Origin of the sequence: Arthrobacter sp. 9AX (genome assembly GCF_902506095.1) — a bacterium.
GTDB lineage: Bacteria > Actinomycetota > Actinomycetes > Actinomycetales > Micrococcaceae > Arthrobacter.
In genome coordinates this window covers 1,222,202-1,241,306 of sequence record NZ_LR733293.1, presented here as the reverse complement: position 1 = coordinate 1,241,306, position 19,105 = coordinate 1,222,202, and the positions used below count along the sequence as shown (strand labels likewise).

General features: G+C 66.5%; 21 protein-coding genes and 1 pseudogene. 11 read left to right on the top strand and 11 right to left on the bottom strand.

The window, feature by feature from the left end; translation table 11 throughout:
• Positions 1 to 4 precede the first annotated feature (4 nt).
• Positions 5 to 2,677 (top strand): PEP/pyruvate-binding domain-containing protein, encoded by a 2,673-nt coding sequence (locus BACI348_RS05735; RefSeq protein ID WP_159824345.1) that lies wholly within the window; start codon positions 5 to 7, stop codon positions 2,675 to 2,677.
• A gap of 7 nt (positions 2,678 to 2,684) precedes the next feature.
• On the opposite strand, the gene BACI348_RS05730 is transcribed toward BACI348_RS05735, so the two are convergent.
• Positions 2,685 to 2,951: a hypothetical protein gene (locus BACI348_RS05730; protein WP_159824344.1), complete on the bottom strand. Its 267-nt coding sequence runs from the start codon at positions 2,949 to 2,951 to the stop codon at positions 2,685 to 2,687.
• Positions 2,952 to 3,156: 205 nt separating this feature from the next.
• Here BACI348_RS05730 and BACI348_RS05725 point away from each other — a divergent pair, with 205 nt between their 5' ends.
• Positions 3,157 to 4,395, top strand: a complete 1,239-nt coding sequence (locus BACI348_RS05725; RefSeq protein ID WP_159824343.1) for an MFS transporter — start codon at positions 3,157 to 3,159, stop codon at positions 4,393 to 4,395.
• Between the two features lie 61 nt (positions 4,396 to 4,456).
• Positions 4,457 to 5,404, top strand: a complete 948-nt coding sequence (locus BACI348_RS05720) for a lipid kinase (protein ID WP_159824342.1) — start codon at positions 4,457 to 4,459, stop codon at positions 5,402 to 5,404.
• Positions 5,405 to 5,418: 14 nt separating this feature from the next.
• On the opposite strand, the gene BACI348_RS05715 is transcribed toward BACI348_RS05720, so the two are convergent.
• Complete coding sequence (locus BACI348_RS05715) at positions 5,419 to 6,456, bottom strand: DUF808 domain-containing protein (RefSeq protein ID WP_159824341.1); 1,038 nt, start codon at positions 6,454 to 6,456, stop codon at positions 5,419 to 5,421.
• A gap of 220 nt (positions 6,457 to 6,676) precedes the next feature.
• On the opposite strand from BACI348_RS05715, the gene BACI348_RS05710 reads away from it, so the two are divergent.
• Entirely contained in the window at positions 6,677 to 7,744 is a 1,068-nt protein-coding gene (locus BACI348_RS05710) for a glycerophosphodiester phosphodiesterase family protein (protein ID WP_159824340.1), read from the top strand.
• A 120-nt stretch (positions 7,745 to 7,864) separates the two neighbouring features.
• Positions 7,865 to 8,326, top strand: coding sequence for a hypothetical protein (locus BACI348_RS05705; RefSeq protein ID WP_159824339.1), 462 nt, complete (start codon positions 7,865 to 7,867; stop codon positions 8,324 to 8,326).
• 86 nt (positions 8,327 to 8,412) lie between these two features.
• Here BACI348_RS05705 and BACI348_RS05700 read toward each other — a convergent pair whose 3' ends face one another.
• Positions 8,413 to 9,282 (bottom strand): DUF1295 domain-containing protein, encoded by an 870-nt coding sequence (locus tag BACI348_RS05700; protein WP_159824338.1) that lies wholly within the window; start codon positions 9,280 to 9,282, stop codon positions 8,413 to 8,415.
• A gap of 286 nt (positions 9,283 to 9,568) precedes the next feature.
• On the opposite strand from BACI348_RS05700, the gene BACI348_RS05695 reads away from it, so the two are divergent.
• From BACI348_RS05695 to BACI348_RS05680, 4 genes are all read left to right on the top strand, one after another.
• Positions 9,569 to 10,477, top strand: a complete 909-nt coding sequence (locus tag BACI348_RS05695) for an SAM-dependent methyltransferase (protein ID WP_159824337.1) — start codon at positions 9,569 to 9,571, stop codon at positions 10,475 to 10,477.
• A 66-nt stretch (positions 10,478 to 10,543) separates the two neighbouring features.
• Positions 10,544 to 11,062, top strand: a complete 519-nt coding sequence (locus tag BACI348_RS05690) for a DinB family protein (RefSeq protein ID WP_159824336.1) — start codon at positions 10,544 to 10,546, stop codon at positions 11,060 to 11,062.
• Between the two features lie 73 nt (positions 11,063 to 11,135).
• Positions 11,136 to 12,437 carry a hemolysin family protein gene (locus BACI348_RS05685; protein WP_159824335.1) on the top strand — a complete coding sequence of 434 codons (1,302 nt, stop codon included), beginning with the start codon at positions 11,136 to 11,138 and terminating at the stop codon, positions 12,435 to 12,437.
• A 261-nt stretch (positions 12,438 to 12,698) separates the two neighbouring features.
• Positions 12,699 to 13,133 (top strand): nuclear transport factor 2 family protein, encoded by a 435-nt coding sequence (locus BACI348_RS05680; protein ID WP_159824334.1) that lies wholly within the window; start codon positions 12,699 to 12,701, stop codon positions 13,131 to 13,133.
• Positions 13,134 to 13,215: 82 nt separating this feature from the next.
• Here BACI348_RS05680 and BACI348_RS05675 read toward each other — a convergent pair whose 3' ends face one another.
• From BACI348_RS05675 to BACI348_RS05645, 8 genes are all read right to left on the bottom strand, one after another.
• Positions 13,216 to 13,917, bottom strand: coding sequence for an excalibur calcium-binding domain-containing protein (locus BACI348_RS05675; protein ID WP_159824333.1), 702 nt, complete (start codon positions 13,915 to 13,917; stop codon positions 13,216 to 13,218).
• A gap of 66 nt (positions 13,918 to 13,983) precedes the next feature.
• Positions 13,984 to 14,733 carry a GmrSD restriction endonuclease domain-containing protein gene (locus tag BACI348_RS20615; RefSeq protein WP_442858522.1) on the bottom strand — a complete coding sequence of 250 codons (750 nt, stop codon included), beginning with the start codon at positions 14,731 to 14,733 and terminating at the stop codon, positions 13,984 to 13,986.
• Between the two features lie 6 nt (positions 14,734 to 14,739).
• On the bottom strand, positions 14,740 to 15,066 hold the full coding sequence (locus BACI348_RS20610; protein ID WP_236557454.1) for a hypothetical protein: 327 nt from the start codon (positions 15,064 to 15,066) through the stop codon (positions 14,740 to 14,742).
• 445 nt (positions 15,067 to 15,511) lie between these two features.
• On the bottom strand, positions 15,512 to 15,892 hold the full coding sequence (locus BACI348_RS05665; protein ID WP_159824332.1) for a VOC family protein: 381 nt from the start codon (positions 15,890 to 15,892) through the stop codon (positions 15,512 to 15,514).
• Positions 15,893 to 16,111: 219 nt separating this feature from the next.
• The gene (locus BACI348_RS05660) at positions 16,112 to 16,624 is read right to left on the bottom strand and encodes a mycothiol transferase (RefSeq protein ID WP_159824331.1); all 513 of its coding nucleotides are present in this window, start codon (positions 16,622 to 16,624) and stop codon (positions 16,112 to 16,114) included.
• 79 nt (positions 16,625 to 16,703) lie between these two features.
• A complete protein-coding gene (locus BACI348_RS05655) occupies positions 16,704 to 16,904 on the bottom strand; it encodes a hypothetical protein (RefSeq protein ID WP_236557451.1) in 201 nt (66 codons plus the stop codon).
• Between the two features lie 354 nt (positions 16,905 to 17,258).
• Positions 17,259 to 17,603, bottom strand: a complete 345-nt coding sequence (locus BACI348_RS05650; protein WP_159824330.1) for an iron chaperone — start codon at positions 17,601 to 17,603, stop codon at positions 17,259 to 17,261.
• Positions 17,604 to 17,704: 101 nt separating this feature from the next.
• Entirely contained in the window at positions 17,705 to 18,031 is a 327-nt protein-coding gene (locus BACI348_RS05645; protein ID WP_159824329.1) for a hypothetical protein, read from the bottom strand.
• Between the two features lie 58 nt (positions 18,032 to 18,089).
• Here BACI348_RS05645 and BACI348_RS05640 point away from each other — a divergent pair, with 58 nt between their 5' ends.
• Positions 18,090 to 18,497 (top strand): DUF1801 domain-containing protein, encoded by a 408-nt coding sequence (locus tag BACI348_RS05640; RefSeq protein WP_159824328.1) that lies wholly within the window; start codon positions 18,090 to 18,092, stop codon positions 18,495 to 18,497.
• 86 nt (positions 18,498 to 18,583) lie between these two features.
• Positions 18,584 to 19,096, top strand: a pseudogene (locus BACI348_RS05635) (NAD-dependent epimerase/dehydratase family protein); the annotation flags it as partial.
• Positions 19,097 to 19,105 lie beyond the last annotated feature (9 nt).

Sequence of the window (19,105 nt, the reverse complement as noted above, 5' to 3'; positions counted from 1 at the left end):
AGTCATGACGTACATCAACGACCTGGGCAACGTGGGACGCGGCGATCTTGCCGTAGCCGGCGGCAAAGCTGTGGGCCTCGGTGGCCTCATCCAGGCCGGACTGCCGGTCCCGCCGGGCTTTGTCCTGACCACCGCTGCCTACTCGGATTTCGTCACCGGCAACGGCCTGGGCACAGCCATCCAGGAACACGCCTCGCTGTCACCGCAGGCCTCGCCGCAGGACTATGCGGCTGCCTCGGAGCGGATCCACACCCTGTTTCGCACCGGCACCATACCGGCCGGAATCGCAGCCGAACTGGCCGAGGCCTACGGGCGCCTCGGCGGGAATACGGCGGTGGCGGTGCGGTCTTCCGCCACGGCGGAGGACCTTGCCTCGGCCAGCTTCGCGGGACAGCAGGAAACGTACCTGAACGTCCGCGGCACAGACGCGCTGACGGACGCCGTGATCGATTGCTGGGCGTCCCTCTGGACGGCCCGCGCCATGGCCTACCGTGCCCGCGAAGGCGTGGGACCGGACGAGGTGCGGCTCGCCGTCGTGATCCAGCAGATGGTGGAAGCTGATGCAGCAGGGGTGATGTTCACCGCCAACCCGGCGAACGGGCGGCGCGACCAGACGGTGATCAGCGCCGCGTGGGGCCTGGGCGAGTCGGTGGTCAGCGGCACGGTCACCACGGATGATGTGGTGGTCGACGCCGAAACCGGCACCGTGGTGTCGCGGCAGACGGCCGACAAGGAAGTCATGACCGTCGCCGCAGAGCACGGGACCCGCGAGCAGCCGGTGGCGGAAGCCCGCCGTCGTGCGCCCGTACTGGACGACGCCGCGGCAGCCGAGCTTGCCCGCCACGGGCGGCGGATCGCGGACTACTTCGGCGCGCCGCAGGACATCGAATGGGCGCGGGCGCACGGCCGGTTCTACCTGCTGCAGTCCCGGCCCATCACCGCGCTGCCCGAACCGGCGGCCGACACCCCGGACACCTGGCCCCTGCCCTATCCGAAGGGGCTCTACTTCCGTGCAAGCATCGTGGAACAGCTGCCGGATCCGCTCTCGCCGCTGTTCGCCGACATGATCGACGGCTCGGTCTCCCGCTCGTTGACGGCCCTGATGACCGAGGCCGTGGGCAAGAACATCCTGCGCGACGGCGAGATCGGGCTGCCCACCATCAACGGCTACGCCTACTACTATTACCGCAGCTCGGCGATGTGGCGGATGATGGGCAGGTCCGTCACGGCGATGCGTTCGCTGGCCCGCGGCAGGGCGCACATGGGAGTGGCCGGCTGGCGCGAGTATTCCCATCCCCGGTACGTTCGGGTGATCAAGGACTGGTCCGTGAAGCCTCCGGCGGAGCTCACTGGCGGGGAACTGCTGGCGGGCGTGCAGGCCCTGCTGGACGCCGGCACCATGTACTACACCGCCGTGCAGTCGGTCATTCCGCTCGCCGCCACGAGTGAAATCTCCTTCCGCGCGTTCTACGACAAAGTGGTCAAGCGCGAGGGCGATCCCCCGGCCACAGTGTTTTTGCTCGGCTTCGACAGCGAACCGATCCGGGCAGAGAAGTCACTGTTTGATCTGGCCGGATGGGCGCGCAGCGACCCGGGCCTGGCAACGGCGTTGCTGGAGCGGTCGACGGCGGAACTCGCCGAGTGCCAGCGCACCGGTTTGGCGCCGGCTGGCGTGGACGACGTCCTGTGGCAGGAATGGCGCTTCACGTTCAAGGAGCACCTGGACCTCTACGGCCACGCCGTCTACAACCTGGACTTCGCCAGCCCGCTGCCGGCCGATGATCCGTCCACCCTGCTGGAGACGGTGAAGTTCTACCTGCGCGGGCAGGGCACGGACCCGCATGAGCGGCAGCGGCAGCTGACCGAGCGCCGGGAGTCGGCCACCTCGGAGGTGGCAGGCCGGCTGGGGCCGCGGCGGCGGGCCTTGTTTTTCCGTCTGCTCAATTGGGCCCAGGAGACGGCGCCGATCCGGGAGGACGCGCTGGCTGACGTCGGGCTCGGCTGGCCGCTGCTGCGCGGGATGCTGCTGGAGCTCGGCCGGCGGCTGGTTTCCTCGGGGGTGGTCGCTGCTCCGGACGACGTGTTCTGGCTGCGGTTCCCTGAGCTGCGGAGTGCGGTGGAGTTTGGTCTCGCGGCACCGGGCAGGCTGGCTGCGCCGGCGGTGGCCATTTCCGGGGCTTCGCAGCCCGTCCGTGCTGCCGTCGTGGAGGAGCGGAGGATGCTGTGGCACGGCCAGGCGAAGGCAGCCGTCCCACAGATGCTGCCCGAGAGCCGCTGGATGGACAAGGCGTTCGGTTCGATGATGCCCGCAGGCCCGCAGCAGAAGCCCGGCGACGTCATCAAGGGTGCCGGCGCGAGCTCCGGCAAGGTCACCGCGCCGGCCCGGGTGCTGCGGGGACCCCAGGATTTCGGGCTGATGGAGCCGGGCGAGGTCTTGGTGGCCCGCATGACCACACCGGCCTGGACGTCGCTGTTTGCGATGGCCTCCGGCGTGGTGACCGACGTTGGCGGGCCGCTGAGCCACAGCTCCATCGTGGCCCGCGAGTACGGCATCCCTGCCGTCCTGGGCACCGGAGTAGCCACGCAACGGCTGAGCAGCGGGCAGCAGATCCTCGTTGACGGCGACGCCGGGACGGTCACCATTGCGCATCAGGCCACCGCTGCAGACCAGGGTTGAGCGAGTGCTACTCCCCCATCCCGGGATGCACCGGCACAAAATCGATTTTGTTTCCGGAGTTCTTCCGGCCCGCAGCCGTCCGGGAGAATCCCCGCGCGTCCAGGCCGTTCTTGGCGCGGAATTCGGCGAGCGCAGCGTCGTAGGCGTTGTTGAGGGCAAGGCCTGAGAATTCACCCGTGCTGCCGTCATTAAAATCGATCCTGATGCGGACGCTGGCCGGGTAGTGCCGGTTCATCCGGATAAAGCCTTCGGTGTCCTGCTGGAGAGTAATCAAGGGAGTCTGCTTTCGTCGTGGAAGTGACCTCCAGTCTGGCGCAGATCGCGCCTGTGTGCAGACGTGGGTGGTACCAGCAGGGCTACCCTCGCCACCGCGGAACTGCATAGATGCCGTTAGTCCACCGGCTAAACTTATGGGAGGAATTGTTGGGCCAGCCGAGCCCGGTTCCCACCTCCCTCCCCCTTGAATGGAACCTCCCTTAATGTCCTCCGCGATTTCCGCGCCGGCGCCCAAGCGATTCCCGCTGGCCGCCATGATGGTCCTGGCCACCATCGCCTTCACCGCCATCACCACCGAGCTCCTCCCGTCCGGCCTGCTCCCCCAGATCAGCGCCGGGCTGAACGTGTCCGAACCGGTGGCGGGCTACCTCGCCGCGGCCTACGCCGCCGTCATCGTGGTGACGGTGGTGCCGGCGGCGCGGCTGCTGGCCAACATCCCGAAACGGCCGTTGCTGGTGGCACTGGTGCTGACCTTCGCGCTCAGCAACGCACTGGTTGGTTTGGCCCCGGACTTCACGTTCGCCATGGTGGCACGGCTGGTGGGCGGCCTGGCGCACGGGCTGCTGTGGACCACCATGGCACCGTACGTGGCCCGCGTGGTTCCCGCGGACAAGGTGGGCAAGGCCCTCGCGATCGTGTTCAGCGGCAACAGCCTGGGCCTGGCCATCGGCGCGCCCATCGGCACCGCTCTGGGGACGGTCCTCGGCTGGCGCTCGGCGTTCCTGGCGCTCGCCGGGTTCGGCGTCCTCCTCGCCGTCCTGGGCTGCTTCTTCCTCCCGCCCGTCCGCCGCGGCGCCGGCGAGGCCCGCCCGTCCATGCGCGCGGCCATCGCCCAGCCCGGCGTGAAGTCCGTGGCCATCGCGTGGCCATTGCTGGTCCTGGCCCACTTCGCGCTGTTCACCTACATCGCCCCGTACACCCGCGAAGCCGGCCTGCCCGACTACGCCATCAGCCTCTCCCTCACCGTCCTGGGCGTCGCCGGACTGATCGGCATCTGGATCGCGGGCATGACGGTCGATTCGCACCCTCGCCGTTCGCTCCTTATTACGACGGCGGCCATTGCGGCGTCGATGCTGGCGTTGCCTTTTGTGGGCGGGAGCCTGGTCTTCGCCCTCGCTTTGATGACGGTGTGGGGTGCCGGACTGGGCGCCATTGGCATCTACAACCAGTCGGCCATCCTGCGGGCCGGCCGCGAGAACAAAGACGCCGCCAACGGGCTGACCGTCCTGACCATCCAGCTGGGCATCACCATCGGCGCGCTCTACGGTTCCGCCGCCCTGGTGGTGGCCGGGCCTTTGCTGGTTCCCGCTGCCGCGGCCCTGCCGGTGATCGCCGCACTGGTTATCGCCTGGGCCGGAAAGACGGCCGCGTACCCGCCGGGTCCGTGCGAGTCCACGTGGAAGAGCCCGCGGCCCGTGGAGATCCCCGAGAGCACGCACTAATTGGCGTGCGGCCGTTGGCCGGCTGAGGGCATTCACAGCTCAACCCCCTAACATGGCCCCCATGAAGGATGCCCGCAAGGCCCGCTCCGCTGCCGTTGTGATCAATGCCGGCTCCCGCCGAGGGGCCGCGGCGCATGAGCTTGCCGTGGACGCCACGCGGCGTGCCGGTGTGCCGATCTCCGCGGTGCACCGTGTCCTGTCCGGGGCGGAGCTGTCCCAAACACTCGATGGTGTGATTGCCGACGGACACGACCTGCTGGTGGTGGGTGGCGGCGACGGCACCGTGGCTTACGCCGCCGGCCGGGTTGCCGGCACCAGCATCGTGCTGGGTGTCCTTCCGCTGGGCACGGCCAACGACTTCGCCCGCACCCTGGAGATACCGAACGACCTCGCCGCTGCGTGCGCTGCCATCGCGGACGGGAAGGTGGTGGACATCGACCTCGGCCGGGCGAACGGCCAGCCCTTCCTGAACGTCGCGTCGGTTGGTTTGTCGGTGGGGGTCACCGAGGCCCTCAGCCCGCGACTGAAGCGGTATGTCGGGCCGTTGGCCTACAGCATCGCCACTGTTATGGCCTATGCCCGGCACAAGCCGTTCCGCGCCCGCCTCGAGTTCCCGGAAGGGGACCACGAGCCGCTGGAACTCGAAGGCCTGCTGCAGGTCGCCGTCGGGAATGGCCGGCACTACGGCGGCGGCAACACGGTCTCCCCCACGGCCGGGATCGATGACCACACCCTGGACATCTACGCCATCCTGGCCGGGCCGCTCCGGGAGCACGTGAGCATCGCCCGGCTGCTGAAGGACGGCAGCTTCATCAAACATGACCGGGTTTACCACCTGACCAGCCGCCAGGTCCGGCTGGTCACCGAGCCGACGCTACCGGTAAACCTCGACGGCGAGATCGCGGCGATCACCCCCACCGACTTCACCGTCCAACGCAACGCCATCCACGTGGTGGTGCCCCAGAGCAGCAATGCGGCAGTATTCGACGGGCCTGGCCCTACGGGCTGACCGCCAGGTACAAATTAAGGCGCGGGATCGCCGTCGTGCTTCGTGGCGTGGTGGCCGCCGAGTGCGGCGCGGACGTCGCCCTCCTCGTGGCCGCCCTTCCCCTTGCCTTTGCCCTTGCCGAACGGCAGCGCTTTCAGCACCGGGTGCAGGATGGCCATAACAACGAGGCCCCAGGCGAGGCCCACGATGGCCGAGCACAGGGTGTTCACGAGCCAGGCCAGGAGGCCGCCCACCACCGGGATTACCGCGAACGGGTGCTCAAGGACATGGACCAGGTCATAAGGCGCGTGCCAGCCGAGGTCGTAGGCACCCTGCAGCATGATGTGGCCACCAACCCAGAGCATGGCGATGGTGCCGATCAGGGTGATCGCGGCCAGCACGGCGGGCATCCCCCTGACGAGCAGCTCGCCGAAGCGCTTCGAGCCCGCGGAGTTTTTGGTGGTCAGGTGCAGGCCGACGTCGTCCATTTTGACGATGAGGCCCACGGCACCGTAGACAGCCACCGTGATCACGAGGGCCACGACCACCAGGATGAACGCCCGGACCCACAGGGACTCCGCGGCCACCTCGTTCATGGAGATGACCATGATTTCGCAGGACAGGATGAAGTCGGTGGTGATGGCGCCCTTGACCACCCTTCCCTCCGCCTCGGGGCCACGGTCCACCGCGGGCGAGTCTTCATTGGCCTCGTGGTGGCCGCGGAGCTTGTGCCAGACCTTCTCGGCGCCTTCGAAGCAGAGGTAGGTGCCGCCCAGCATCAGGATGAACGGGATGGCCCAGGGCACGAAAGTGCTGATGAGCAGCAGCGCCGGCAGGATGATCAGCAGCTTGTTCCGGAGCGAGCCCCAGAAGATCTTCTTGATCATCGGCAGTTCCCGGGACGGATCCGCCCCGGAGACGTACTGCGGGGTCACCGCGGCGTCGTCGATCACCACACCGGCGGCCTTGGCACTCGCCTTGGCGGCGCCGGCAGCAACGTCATCCACCGAGGCGGCCGCTATCCGGGCCAGCGCCGCGACGTCATCCAGCAGGGCAACGAGACCGCCGCTCACAGGGTGCCTCCGTCCTGTTTGGGGGCGGACGGCTGAGCGCGGGTGCCTCGGTCGAGGTGCGTGATTGGCATCTTCGGAGTATACGGCGGCTGGAAGCCGGCAGGACAACCCCACGTTAACCTCCGCTCCAACTTTGCGCACCCCTCCCGCAACCTGGCCTCCCTAGCGTTGACGGGTCACCGGCCACCAGCCGGCCCCGTCATTCCAGGAGGAACCACCCATGCGCCAAGTCCTGAACGCCGCGGCAGCCGCCGCCCTGATCGCCGCCATGGCGAGCCCCGCCGTCGCAAGCCCGCAGAACGATGCCGGCGCGCCGTCGTCGAACGCTGCCGGAGCCGCCACGTCCGCTCTGAAGGTGAACGAGCGCAACGGCTCCTTCGATCTGCAGAGCCACCGCGGCGGCCGCGGCGAGTGGACCGAGGAGTCCCTGGCCGCGTTCAGCAACTCCCTGGCCCTGGGCGTGACCACGCTGGAGCTGGACACGCACCTGACCGAGGACGGCAAGGTGGTGGTGTGGCATGACGACACCATCCAGGCCAACAAGTGCGCCGACACCGCGCCCGCCACCGCCGGCGACCCCCAATTCCCGTACGTGGGCGCCCGCGTGGCAGACCTGACCCTGGCGCAGGTCAAAACGCTCAACTGCGGCTTCACGCAGCTGCCCGGCTACCCGGAGCAGGACGTGATCGAGGGCAACCGGATCGCCGAGCTCAGGGATGTCTACCAGCTGGTCCGCGATGCGGGCGCCGCGAAGGTCCGTTTCAATGTGGAGACCAAGGTGAACGACAGCGAGATCGGCGGCGCCGGCATGGAGTCGCTCACCCGCGCCGTGGTGGCCGAGATCGAGGCCTCCGGCATGGCGGACCGGACTACCCTGCAGTCGTTCGACTGGTCCTCGCTGAACCTCACCAAGGAGATCGCTCCCGGCCTCACGCTGGTGGCGCTCTCCAGCGGGGACGCCTGGATGGGTGTGGACAAGCCCGGCAAGAGCCCCAACCTGGGCGGTATCGATATCGACGACTACGAAGGTTCCCTTGCCAAGGCGGCAGCAGCCCAGGGGTACGACGTCGTCTCCCCCACGTTCGCCTCCGTCACCCCTGCGATGATCGCCGAAGCCCACGAGCTGGGCCTGCCCGTCATCCCGTGGACCGTGAACACCACCGCCGACATGGAGCGCCTGATGGACCTGGGCGTGGACGGCATCATCACTGATTACCCCACCCGCCTGCGCACCCTCATGGAGGAACGCGGACTGAAGCTGCCCAAGGCTTATGCGGTGAAGAGGTAGGTTCCCTCCCGGACCAGGTGCGTGCAGCCCGGCGAACCCCGACTCGGCTGCGCGCCCCTGGTATCCCGGCCCGGCGGCTCCGATAGGGTCAAGGGACCAAAGCCTGAAGGGGACAGCGCTATGAAACGAACCTCCCGGATTACCGCCGCCATCTTGTCTATCGCCACAGCGCTGTCGCTCAGCGCGTGTGCCCCAACTCCGGCACGAATCAGTGCACTCGATCGCGAAGCGACCGCCGAGGATGTCCTCCCCGCTCAGATCCCTGCCGTGATGGGAGAACAGCACACTACCCGGCTCCTGGCCGCCAAGGACGGCATCCGGTACTTTGTGGCGCAGGCTGACAATTCCGCGTACACGTGCGTGACAGGCTATCCGGATAACCGGCCCGAACTCTGGTTCACCGGGTGCAGCGACCAGTCGGGTCCCGGCAAGGAGATTGTCAGGACCGCCAGGAACGGTGTTGCCTCCGTTGTCCTGGTCCCGGACGGCTATGACTCCTCCGCGCTCGTCAAGGACGGTTTCGAAGCCGTGCACCCAAATATCCTGGTAGCGGGGACGTCCGGAAGGGTCCCGGGCGCTTAGGCGGTGCGGGCCATCCGGAACCCACCAAACACAAACGACGGCACCCAACCCGGGTGCCGCCGTCGTACGCCTGATCACCCAGCCCGCTACGAGAGCTTCGGGACCAGCACCGGCGTGTTCTTCTTGTAGGCCTCATACTCGGGCTGGCCGCCCCACTTCCTGTCCGCCTTCTCCTCCAGGGGCGGCACGCCGCTGCCCTTGATCAGCAGCAGGGCCACGAACACGGGAGACACCAGGGCCGCCCACTGCCAGCCCTGAAGTACCGGCAGGGCGATGATGGCCACACCCACCCAGAGCGTGATCTCGCCGAAGTAGTTGGGGTGCCGGGACCTGGACCACAGGCCGGTGTTGATGAAACGGCCCTTGTTGACGGGATCGGCCTTGAAGCGGGTCTTCTGGACGTCCGCCACAGTCTCCACGGTGATGCCCAGCGCCCACACCAGCAGGCCCACCCAGAAGAACCCGTCCAGGCCCACTTTCTTGTCCGAGGTGATGGCCACCCACGCCAGTGCCGCGGTAAGCACCACCCACAGGCCCTGCAGGGTCCAGGTGTTCAGGAACCGGGCAACGTCCGTCTTGAGCTCATCGAAGCGGTCGTCCTTGCCGTGCTTCATGACGCGCTGGAACAGGTAGCTGCCCAGCCGGACAGCCCACAGCACCACCATCGCCGCCAGCAGCAGCCCCCGCGCGTCCACTCCGGGGCTGGCCAGCACCAGGAACACCGTGATGGTGATGTAGGTCAGGGCGCCGGTGAGGTCGTAGAACTTTTCCGTCTGCTCCTTGAAGGACGGGATGAACACCAGCCACTGGATCACAAACGCTGCAGCCACCCCCAGCGCGAACACCGGGACGCCGCCGATCGTGGAACCGCCCTGGCTCCCGGCGAGGGCAATGAGCACCCCCGCCACCACGGCAAGGGGGACACTGATGAGCGCCTTCCGGCTCTTCTCGTTCATGTGGTGAGGTCCTTTCACGGCCTGCCATCCAATTAGCCCTGTTCACTGAGTCTTCGGAGCGGGAACGGTGTTGTATGGGTGACGAACCAGGAAATGGCTGCTCTCCTATGTTGTCACCGCCGGGATCTTCGCCGTGCTGGACCTTGCCTGATCGCCTTCGTGGCGAGCAGCCTTTACCAGAGCCAGATCGGCCACATGGTCGCTCCGCGGCCCAACGGCCACAGTGTCAGTTCCCGGGGGTAGGCTCCGTCCAGGAGAATCCACCAGGCGCGGGAGGGGCACACCAATGGCAGAGTTCGAGGACCAGGGGGTTTCGCTGACCGCGCTGGCCGTGGCTGCCGGCCGTGCCGTCGAAACCTCCCGACCCGATCCGCTCGTACGGGATCCGTTCGCTGCCGCGCTCGTGGAGGCGGCGCACTCCCACGTGGACTTCCCGACGGCGTGGCCTCCAAACCCGGAGGCCGTGTCACCTTTACAGCAGCCTCTCCTCCTCGCCTCCATCTACATCGGCGTGCGGACCAGGTTCATTGACGACTTCCTTGAGTCAGCGCCTGCTACCGGACAGACGGTGGTGCTCGGAGCAGGACTCGACACCCGTACCCACCGGCTGTCGTGGCCAGCCGGCAGCCGCGTCTTTGAAATCGACCACGCCAACGTGCTGGACTTCAAAGCCGACGTGCTGGCTCGACTTTCGTCCCCGCCGTCGTGCGAGCTGATCACCCTTGCCGCCGACCTGTCCGAGCCGTGGCGCGCCCTTCTCCTGGCTCTCGGTTTCGACCCCGGCAAGCCCACCACCTGGGTCCTCGAAGGCCTGCTCCCCTACCTCGATTCCGCCGCACAACTGGCGGTGCTCACGGAAGTTCTGGCGTTGTCCGCGCCCGGCTCCCGGGCGGTGATCGAGCGTGCCGTGCCGCTGCCCAAAACCGAAGACTTTGAAGCCAAGCTGCGCGAGTTCAGCCTGCAGACCGGCTTGCCGATGAGCCAACTCCTGGCACGGGCTGATCCACCGAACCCTGAGGAACTGCTGACGGCGGCGGGCTGGCGCTGCACCGGACACACCGTCCAAGACCTCTGCGAAAGGTACGGCCGCACACTGTCACTGAGGCCTGTTGACGCCGCTGGCCGCGTCGAACCGGCGCCGCAGCGACCAACCGACCACTCCCGCGGCGGCTTCGTCACCGCCTGGCGTTCCTGACCGGAGGAACCAGGCTGGATACGAACGTGAACCAGCCGCTGGCACCTGCTTTGCTAGGGTCGGGCTATGGCACCCCTCCCCCGCTCGGTCGACGACGTCATCAACGAACCTGCCCGGGTCCAGTTCGAAGTATTCCTGGACCAGCACCGCGCCGCGCTCAGCGAATGCCTGGCCGGGCTGACGGAGGAGCAGGCCCGCCGTCGGCTTGTTCCGTCCCGCACCACCTTGCTGGGGCTGGTGAAGCATGCCACCTTCGTGGAAAAAGTCTGGTTCGACGAAGCCATCAGCTGCCGGCCGCGCAGCGAGATCGGCATCCCCGCGTCGCCGGACGAGTCCTTCATCCTGGAGGACGGCGACACGATCGAGTCCGTCCGGAACGCCCACCTCGAAGCCTGCGCGGCGTCGCGGACGGCCGCCGCCCCGTTGGGCCTCGACGACCTGGTCCTCGGCAACCGGCGGGGCCCGCTTCCGCTGCGCTGGGTGTACCTTCACATGCTGCGGGAACTGGCCCAGCACTGCGGACACGCAGACATCCTGCGCGAACAGATCCGGGCCCGGGACGCTGAGGCGGCCAGCGCGTCGTAACGGGCACACAAATCGGTCACGGATGCTGCCCGACAAACCGGCGGAGCCACCGCCATTTCGGTAGTGTCTGATCATGGACACCGACACACTCGTCAATTTCCTGTTGGTCCTCTTTTTTGTGCTGCTCGGCGGGGTGTTCGCCGGCACTGAAATGGCTCTGGTGTCCCTCCGCGAGAGCCAAGTGCGCCGGATGGAGAAATCCGGCAAACGCGGCGCCCGGATCGCGGCGCTGGCCGGCAACCCCAACCGGTTCCTCTCCACCGTCCAGATCGGTGTCACGCTGTCCGGCTTCTTCTCGGCGGCGTATGGCGCGTCCACCATCGCACCGGACATCAAACCCCTCCTGGAAGGCATCGGCTTCGGTGCCGCGGCCGAACCCGCCGCCTTCATCGGCATGACCCTGCTGGTGGCGTACCTCTCCCTGGTCCTCGGCGAACTGGTACCGAAGCGCCTGGCCATGCAGAACGCAGTCAGCTTCACCAAAGTCCTGGCCCCTCCCCTGGCTGTGCTCTCCGAAATCATGCGCCCCGCCGTCTGGCTGCTGTCCGTCTCCACGGACGCCGTCGTCAGGGTCTTCGGCGGCGACCCGAATGCCAAGCAGGAGAGCATCACCTCGGAAGAACTCTGGGACATGGTGGCCGAGAGCGAGGCGCTTGAGGAACACAGCCGCAACATCCTCTCGGACGTCTTCGGCGCGGGCGACCGTTCGCTGCGGGAGGTGATGCGCCCGCGTACCGACGTGACGTTCATCAACGGCAACCTCACCATCGCGGCGGCCCGAGGCATGGTGCGGGACGGGCCGTACTCGCGCTATCCCGTCATCGACAAAACGCCCGACGACGTCCTCGGCTTCATCCACGTGCGTGACCTCATGCCGCGGGACGGCAACTATGACGAAGGCCTGGTGCGCGGCATCGTCCGTGAGATCCTCCCGCTGCCGGGAACCAACAGGGTGCTGCCGTCCCTGTCACGCATGCGCCGGCTGGGCCAGCACATCGCGCTGGTGGTGGACGAATACGGCGGCACGGACGGGATCGTCACGCTGGAGGACCTCGTCGAGGAGCTTGTGGGTGAGATTTACGACGAGTACGACGCCGGAGCGGACCCCGAGGACCGGGTCACCAAGGCCAACGGTTCCTTGGACGTCGACGGCGGGCTGATACTTCAGGAGTTCGCCTCGGTTTCCGGAATAGATCTGCCTGAGGGGCACTACGAGACGGTGGCGGGTTTTGTGATTGACCGGCTGGGCCACCTTCCCCGTGTTGGCGAGAGCGTGGAGGTGGCCGGACACCTGCTCACCGTCACCGCGATGGACAGGCTGCGGGTCGCCCGGATCCGTGTGACTCCTGCCCCTGACCGCTTGGGCGCAGGCTGACCCACCACGCACCCAGGAGGAGCTGCGGGCAGCCGTGGAGGAGGCGAGGCTGCAAACCGATACGTCGCCGCGCACGCCTACTCCGCGCGTGCCATCAACCGCGCGCTACAAGGCGCACTTGGTGTCTGAAGGGAGGGGAGCCGGGTACATTGACACCCATCCGGGGTGGGCGTGGAATTTAATTGGCTCCAGCAAGCAGCCGAAGCCAACCCACGAAGCGGCCTCCGCTTCCGTGAGGCCGCCCAAAATTGGAGGTCCACAATGGGACAGGCACGCGAAGTCATGGATCGCTTAAACCGGGCCATGGAAGCAAAAGACAAAGAGACACTCGCACGCAGTTACGCCACCGACGCCGTCGCTTACACCCCTGACAAGGGCGAGCTCCGCGGGCGCGACGCCATCGCCGGCTACCTGATGGAATTCTGGGAAGCCATGCCGGACGTCCGGTACGACCAGACGGGACGGTATGAGGCGGGGGACGTGGCCATCGATGAGGGCATCGTCGTCGGAACCAACACCGGGCCGATGCGAATGCCCACCGGCGAAACCCTTCAGCCCACCGGCAGGCAGCTGCGCGTCCACAGCTGCGACGTCGCCACGGTCGAGAACGGCGAGATCACCACTCACCACTTCTACTTCGACCAGGTTGAGTTCTTGACACAGCTCGGACTGATGCGTGAACTGACCTCGCACTGAACGTCGTAAACCCGCCAGAGGCAGAAAAGCCGTGGATGCCTTCGAATGGAAGGTACCCACGGCCTTCTTTTATGCGGCGTGACTACTCGCAGGCAACACCATTGTTGTTGCGGTCGAGTGCCGCGCGGAAACCAGGCTGTCCCGCATACAGCGGAGCCGCGCCGGCTGCTCTGACTGCATCACAGTTCTGGTAGTAGGCAGCCGCCGGAGCGGGCGCAGCGGGAGCTGGCACAACTGGCACAGCGGGGGCGGGGACGGGGACGGGTACAGCCTTTGCTGCCTGCTGGGCGGCTTGCGCAGCAGCCTGTTGAGCAGCAGCAGCGTCTGCTGCAGCCTTGTCCGCGGCAGCCTTGTCGGCCGCAGCTTTGGCCGCAGCAGCGGCGTCGGCGGCGGCCTTCTCCGCGGCGACTTTTTCAGCCGCCGCCTTCTCAGCGGCAGCCTTTTCCTCCGCCAGCTTCTCCAGGGACTTGACGCCAAGGTGCACGGTTGCGCCCTTTTCCGCCTTGGTGCCGTCCGTTGGGTCCTGTGACACGACCTGCCAGTTCTTCTTGACCACGATCGATTTGCCGTCGACGCTGTCCTTGGCCTCGACGGTGAATCCAAGATCTTCCAGCTGATCCGTGGCTTTGTCCAGGGTCAGGCCTATCACGCCCGGAGCTGCCACCACTTCTGCAACCGCGGCAACTGCAGTTGCAGTTTCTGTCGGCTGTACGGCCGCCTGCTTGCCGCCGCAGCCGGTCAGCATCAGGCCGGCCAGGACAACTAATGTCAGCGTCTTTTTCATGTATTCCCCCTAGGAATGTTCGTTGTTGGTGATGCGGACGGGGCGGATAGGCCCCAAAACAATGGGTCAGCTTTCGCAGGCGATGCCGTCCATGTCGCGGTCGAGGCTTGCCTGGTAACCGGCCTGTCCGGCCAGGATCGGCGCCGCACCGGCGGCTCTTGCCGCCGCGCAGTTCGCGTAGAAAACAGCTGCGGGCGCCGCCGGAGCAGGGACAACTGGAACCGGTGCCACAGCGGACGGTATTGGCGGCGCCACAGCTACGGGTATAGGAGCAGTGGCAGCAGCAACCGGCGCCGGGGTTGACCCAGCCGGTGTCGACGCTGCAGCTGCGTGCCGGCTCGTCGGTGCCGGCTGCCCGGTGCACCCCGCGAGGATGTTCGACATCGCGTCGTGCTCCGCCCGGGTAACCCACAGGCGGTAGGTTGCCTTCACCGAAATCTGCCGCGCGACGTACTCGCACCTGAACCCCTTGTTCGGCGGCAGCCAGGTGGCGGCGTCGGCGTCGCCCTTTTTCTGGTTGGTGGGGCCGTCTGTTGCCTGCAGGTTCAGCGGATCGTTGGCGAACGCCGTCCGCTGCTCCGGGGTCAGCTGCTGCGCGCCCTTCTGCCAGGCGTCGCTGAGCGCAACAACGTGGTCGATCTGCACCGCAGTGCTGGTCCCGTTCCCCCTGACGAAGCTGATGTTGCTGCCCGTGTACGGGTCGGCCAGCGTCCCGGTCTGCACCTTGCAGGGAACGCTGTTGATGTAAGTGACCCCCGTCAGGTCGCGGCTGAGGATGTCGTTCCGGGTGTCGCAGCCGTTGCGATCAACGTCCAGCCACGCCTACCCGAACAGCGCCCGGTCATACCCTGTCTTGGGTGCCCTGCCCTTGATGGGAAGACTGGCCAGCAGGTCAAGCGCTTTGGTGACGACATCAGCCTGCGCGTTCGGCGCCGCCGCGGCCTGTTGGGCCATAGCGTCCGGAGTCTCAGGATTGAGTAGTTCAGCCGTCTCCGTGACGGCAGGAGCGGACGACGGCGCCGGCGCGGCTTCCGCGGTCGGGCTCGCTTGGGCTGGTGCGGCCGCAGCCGTGCTCGCTGACGCGGCTGCCTCCAGGTCCGCGGAAAACGCCCGGGGCAAGGCAACGGCACCGGCGACAAAAAGTGCCAAGGAGACACTAAGTGCGACGGCCCCCGATTTCCGTCGCCGCTTTGCTCCCGTCCCCCGTCCACGGTAGGAACCTCCCCGCGGCGCGCCGTAATTCAACAAGTTCTCCCCCAATGAAAAAGGGCCCGGCAATTGCCGGGCCCTTTGCTTCAGCCGCTGTTGTTACTGCTGCGAGCCTATTTCCTGGGAAATGCCTGAAAGCCAAACTTGGACGAAGCTGCGGGAACTTTGATCTTGTCTTGATCCAGTCTTGATGGTCCGGGGTCGCAAAGGCAGGCAGGGACATAACAAATTGCAGGAGGATTGCGGAATCAAAGTAGATCCCGCGAAAGGCGGGCAAAGCCCGGCGGCCGGTGCCGCCGTCGTACTCTCCGCAGTTTCCACCCCACCTTCAACAGATAGGTAAGCCCGTGCGGGCTCCATGCTCGCGCGGGCTTACAACCCACAGTTAGGTGCGCTGGGCCAGATTAAGGATGTTGCCCTCGCTGTCCAGGAACCAGGCAGCCTTCCCCCACTCACTGGTGGCCACGCCGTTCTCCGTCTTCAGCCCGGGCATGTCGTATTCTTCGAACGTCACGCCGCGGCCCCGGAGGTCAGCCATCTCCTTCTCGAGGTCGTCCACTTCCCAGCCCATCTGGGTATTTTTGGCCGAGCCCGCGTTGTCCGTCTGGTACACCAAGAAGGACGTACCGCCGCCGCAGCGGTACAGCACGCTGTCCTCCTCCATGGACTCCGAGGATTCAAGCCCCAGCTTGTCCCGGTAATACTCTTTGGCCCTGCTGATGTCCTTGGCAGGAAGGACGGCCATGATTGCTGAGTCCTTGAGCATGATGATTTCCTTTTGTGCATCGTTTTTGTGGCTGTGTGGCGATGCTCTCCCCCGGTGTCGGTCCGGAACGTCAATGTCCGGGCCGCGTGGCCGTCCGTCCGCCGAGTGGGCCGGTCACCTGGGACTCTTCGACGCCCCGCCAGCCATCACCGGCGCGAGGGGTCCCCGAAGCTTATGTGGCCATTATGGAACCGAATCGCGGCGGGCGAAATAGGGAATCTACTGCCCCTGCTCCGGCGTGAGGCCTTTCACATAGGCGGCCTGCCCCACATGTTGGAGGCAGTCCGCAATGGTGCTGACCAGCCGTACGCCGAGGGTGACCGGTGGGTCCCAACGGGTGTCGACGACGCGGTCCAGATCCTCATCGCTGAGGCCCTGCAGATAGCCGACTGTCTGGCGTTGGACGGCGTCGTAGTAGTCCCGCAGGAGTTCCGCGGGGGCCCGGACGGCGTCCACCTGATCAGTGGAGTGCCCATAACCGGTGTCCCGTGGCCGGAGCGGCAGCCCGAAGCGGCCCACAAAATCCTGCGCGGACCAGACCTGTTCCAGCCCTGCAACGTCCGACACCTGGGCATCTTCAACCCTTGCCAGGTGCCAGATGAGCCAGGCTATTGAGTTGCCGGTGCCCTCCGGCCTCAGCGCCAAGGACCCGTCGTCGAGCCCCTCAAGGGTGCGCTCCACGGTCTCCCGGATCCTGCCAAAGGCATCCAGCAGCAGTTCGTTCGATTTCATGCGTACCGCCTCTTCGCTTCCGTGCGCACCAGCGCTGATGTCTTGCCTGCCCGACCCGCGTAGGACCCAGGTGGGGTACTTACTGTTCCCCGTCGGCTTCCGTTTCCTTGTCGCGGGCCTCGCGCAGGTGCTGCTCGAGTTTCGCTTCTGCATCCCGGCGGCGATCCCCAACGGACCGCCCCTGTTCGGCCGCGGGAGGCGTGTTCACCGGTTCCCGCACGTGCTCAATCGCGCCAGTGGAAGGGACGGCGCTGTCCAACTCTTCGCTGTTTTCACCCATACCGGATGGTCTCACAGTCAGCTGAACGTGATCCGGGAGCCCACCGGGCGCGGCGTGGATTGAGACCCCGCACATCCATTGCCGCATGTGGTGTTCACCGTACGTTAGGACCCCGGACGCCGGGGTTCCCTATCCTCACAGGGACGGCGGCCGGGCGCGTGGCGCGCAAAGTGCAGAGAGGCAACGACCGGCCGGAACCGGCTCCACGGCGCGCGAGTCTTTGAGCCCGACGAGACCCACGCGGGCATCTACAAGGAAACCAGGCTGGTGTTCGCCAAGGACTTCGCCATCGATCTCACGGCGAATGACCAGCCCATCACTCCCCTCCCGCTGGACCCGGCACAGCTCCAGGCGCTACTTCCGGATCTCCGCCATCCGCAGCCGGACCATCTCCGCCACCACGTCATCGGGAACGGGATGGTCCGGTGTGAACCGGACCGTGCCTTTGGACAGCGAGTATCCCTCGAGGTCTGGCGCAACGGCGTCCACCACTGCGGGCGAGAACGGGAAGATGGAGAGGTGTTTGGCCGCAGCCACCACACCGATCAATGGTTTGCCGTCCAGCTTCAGGGCGGGCATCCCATAGCTCATGCCCTCGACGGCGTCCGGCGCCATCTCGCGCGCCAGGGCAATAACCCGCTCCAGGCAGCCGCGGTCCGCCTCATCCATAGCGGCGAGGGAATCGTCAACGGCGCCCATGCCGTCATCTTAGCCCTGAAGTAACGTACGACGGCCAGTGACGTACGACGGCGGGACGCAGCTTCCCGTTGCGGCCTCGCCTTCCAGCGTCTCGGCCCGGCCTATGCCTTGGCGGCGCGGATCGCCTTCCGGACCGCCACTCCGACAGCCGAGATCACGGGAACCAGGCACACCAGGGCCACCACGGTGTTCGGCCGGAACGCCACCTGCCCGCCCACGTTGCGGTAGACGCCCAGCGGCAGGACCATGCCACCACCCCCGCCGCCGGAGGCACCCTCCTGCCCCGCCTCACCGCCGCCGCCAAACCCGAAGGATACGAGCGCGACGGGAATGACCTCTTCCCCTCCCAGCTGAACCGGGGAACCATAGGCCCTGGAGACGCCGACGTTCTTGAAAGTTTCCACGAGGGATGCAAAAGAATCAGCCATGGCTCCCACCCTAGGAGCAGCGCCGGGCCGGCAACAGCCCTATCGAAGGAGTTCATCCATGAGCTACGAAAAAGACCCCCGCGTGGACCAATACATCAGCCCCCTCCCGCCGTGGCAGCAGGCCATCTGTCAGCAGGTGCGGGACCTGGTTCACGCCGCCGATCCCGCCGTCGAGGAAACCATCAAGCGCACCGTCCAGCCTTACTTTGCTCTGCAGGGCAACATCTGTGCGCTGCTCGCCGCGAAGGACCATGTCAACGTCTTCCTGTACGACGGCGGCCTAACCCCGGACCCGCACCACATCATCACCGGCGGGCATGGCAACAAAACCGGCCGGATGATTTCCTTCTACGAGGGCGACCCCGTCAATGAAGAAGCCCTGCTCGAGATCTTCCGGGAGATCATTGCCACCAACCGTGCCGGCGGGGACTGTCCGATTTTCGGTGGATCTAGGGTTGGCATTTAGTTGATTCTTCCGTCGAAGCTGATGGCGAAGGCGTTCAGTGCCGGCTTCCATCGTGTGGCCCATCGTGCCCTGCCTTTGCCTGTGCGTTCGACGTCGACCCGCCCTACATCCCCGTGGACGAGGAATACCCGGCCCGGCCGGAAAGCACCTACTCCCTGGTGAAGCACCTCGAGGAGCAGATGGCGGTGGAGCTGACCCGCTGGGACCCGGAACTGAGCATCTCCGCCCTGCGGTTCTCCAACGTCATGGACCCGGAAGACTATGCAAAGTTCCCAGCCTTCGATGTTGACCCCATGCTGCGCAAGTGGAACCTCTGGGGCTACATCGACGGCCGGGACGGGGCCCAGGCCGTGGCCCGCGCGATGGAGAATGGCCGGCCCGGGTTCGAGGCGTACATCATCGCCAACGCCGACACCGTGATGAGCCGGTCCAGCGCCAGCCTCGCCGCCGAGGTCTTTCCCGACGTCAAGGTCACCAAGGAACTGGGCGAGCACGAGACCATGCTCTCCATCGACAAGGCCCGGCGGGTGCTTGGCTTCGACCCCGAACACAGCTGGCGGGCCTACCACCCCGGCAAGACCAGCCCCACCGAGAACTAGGGAGTAAAC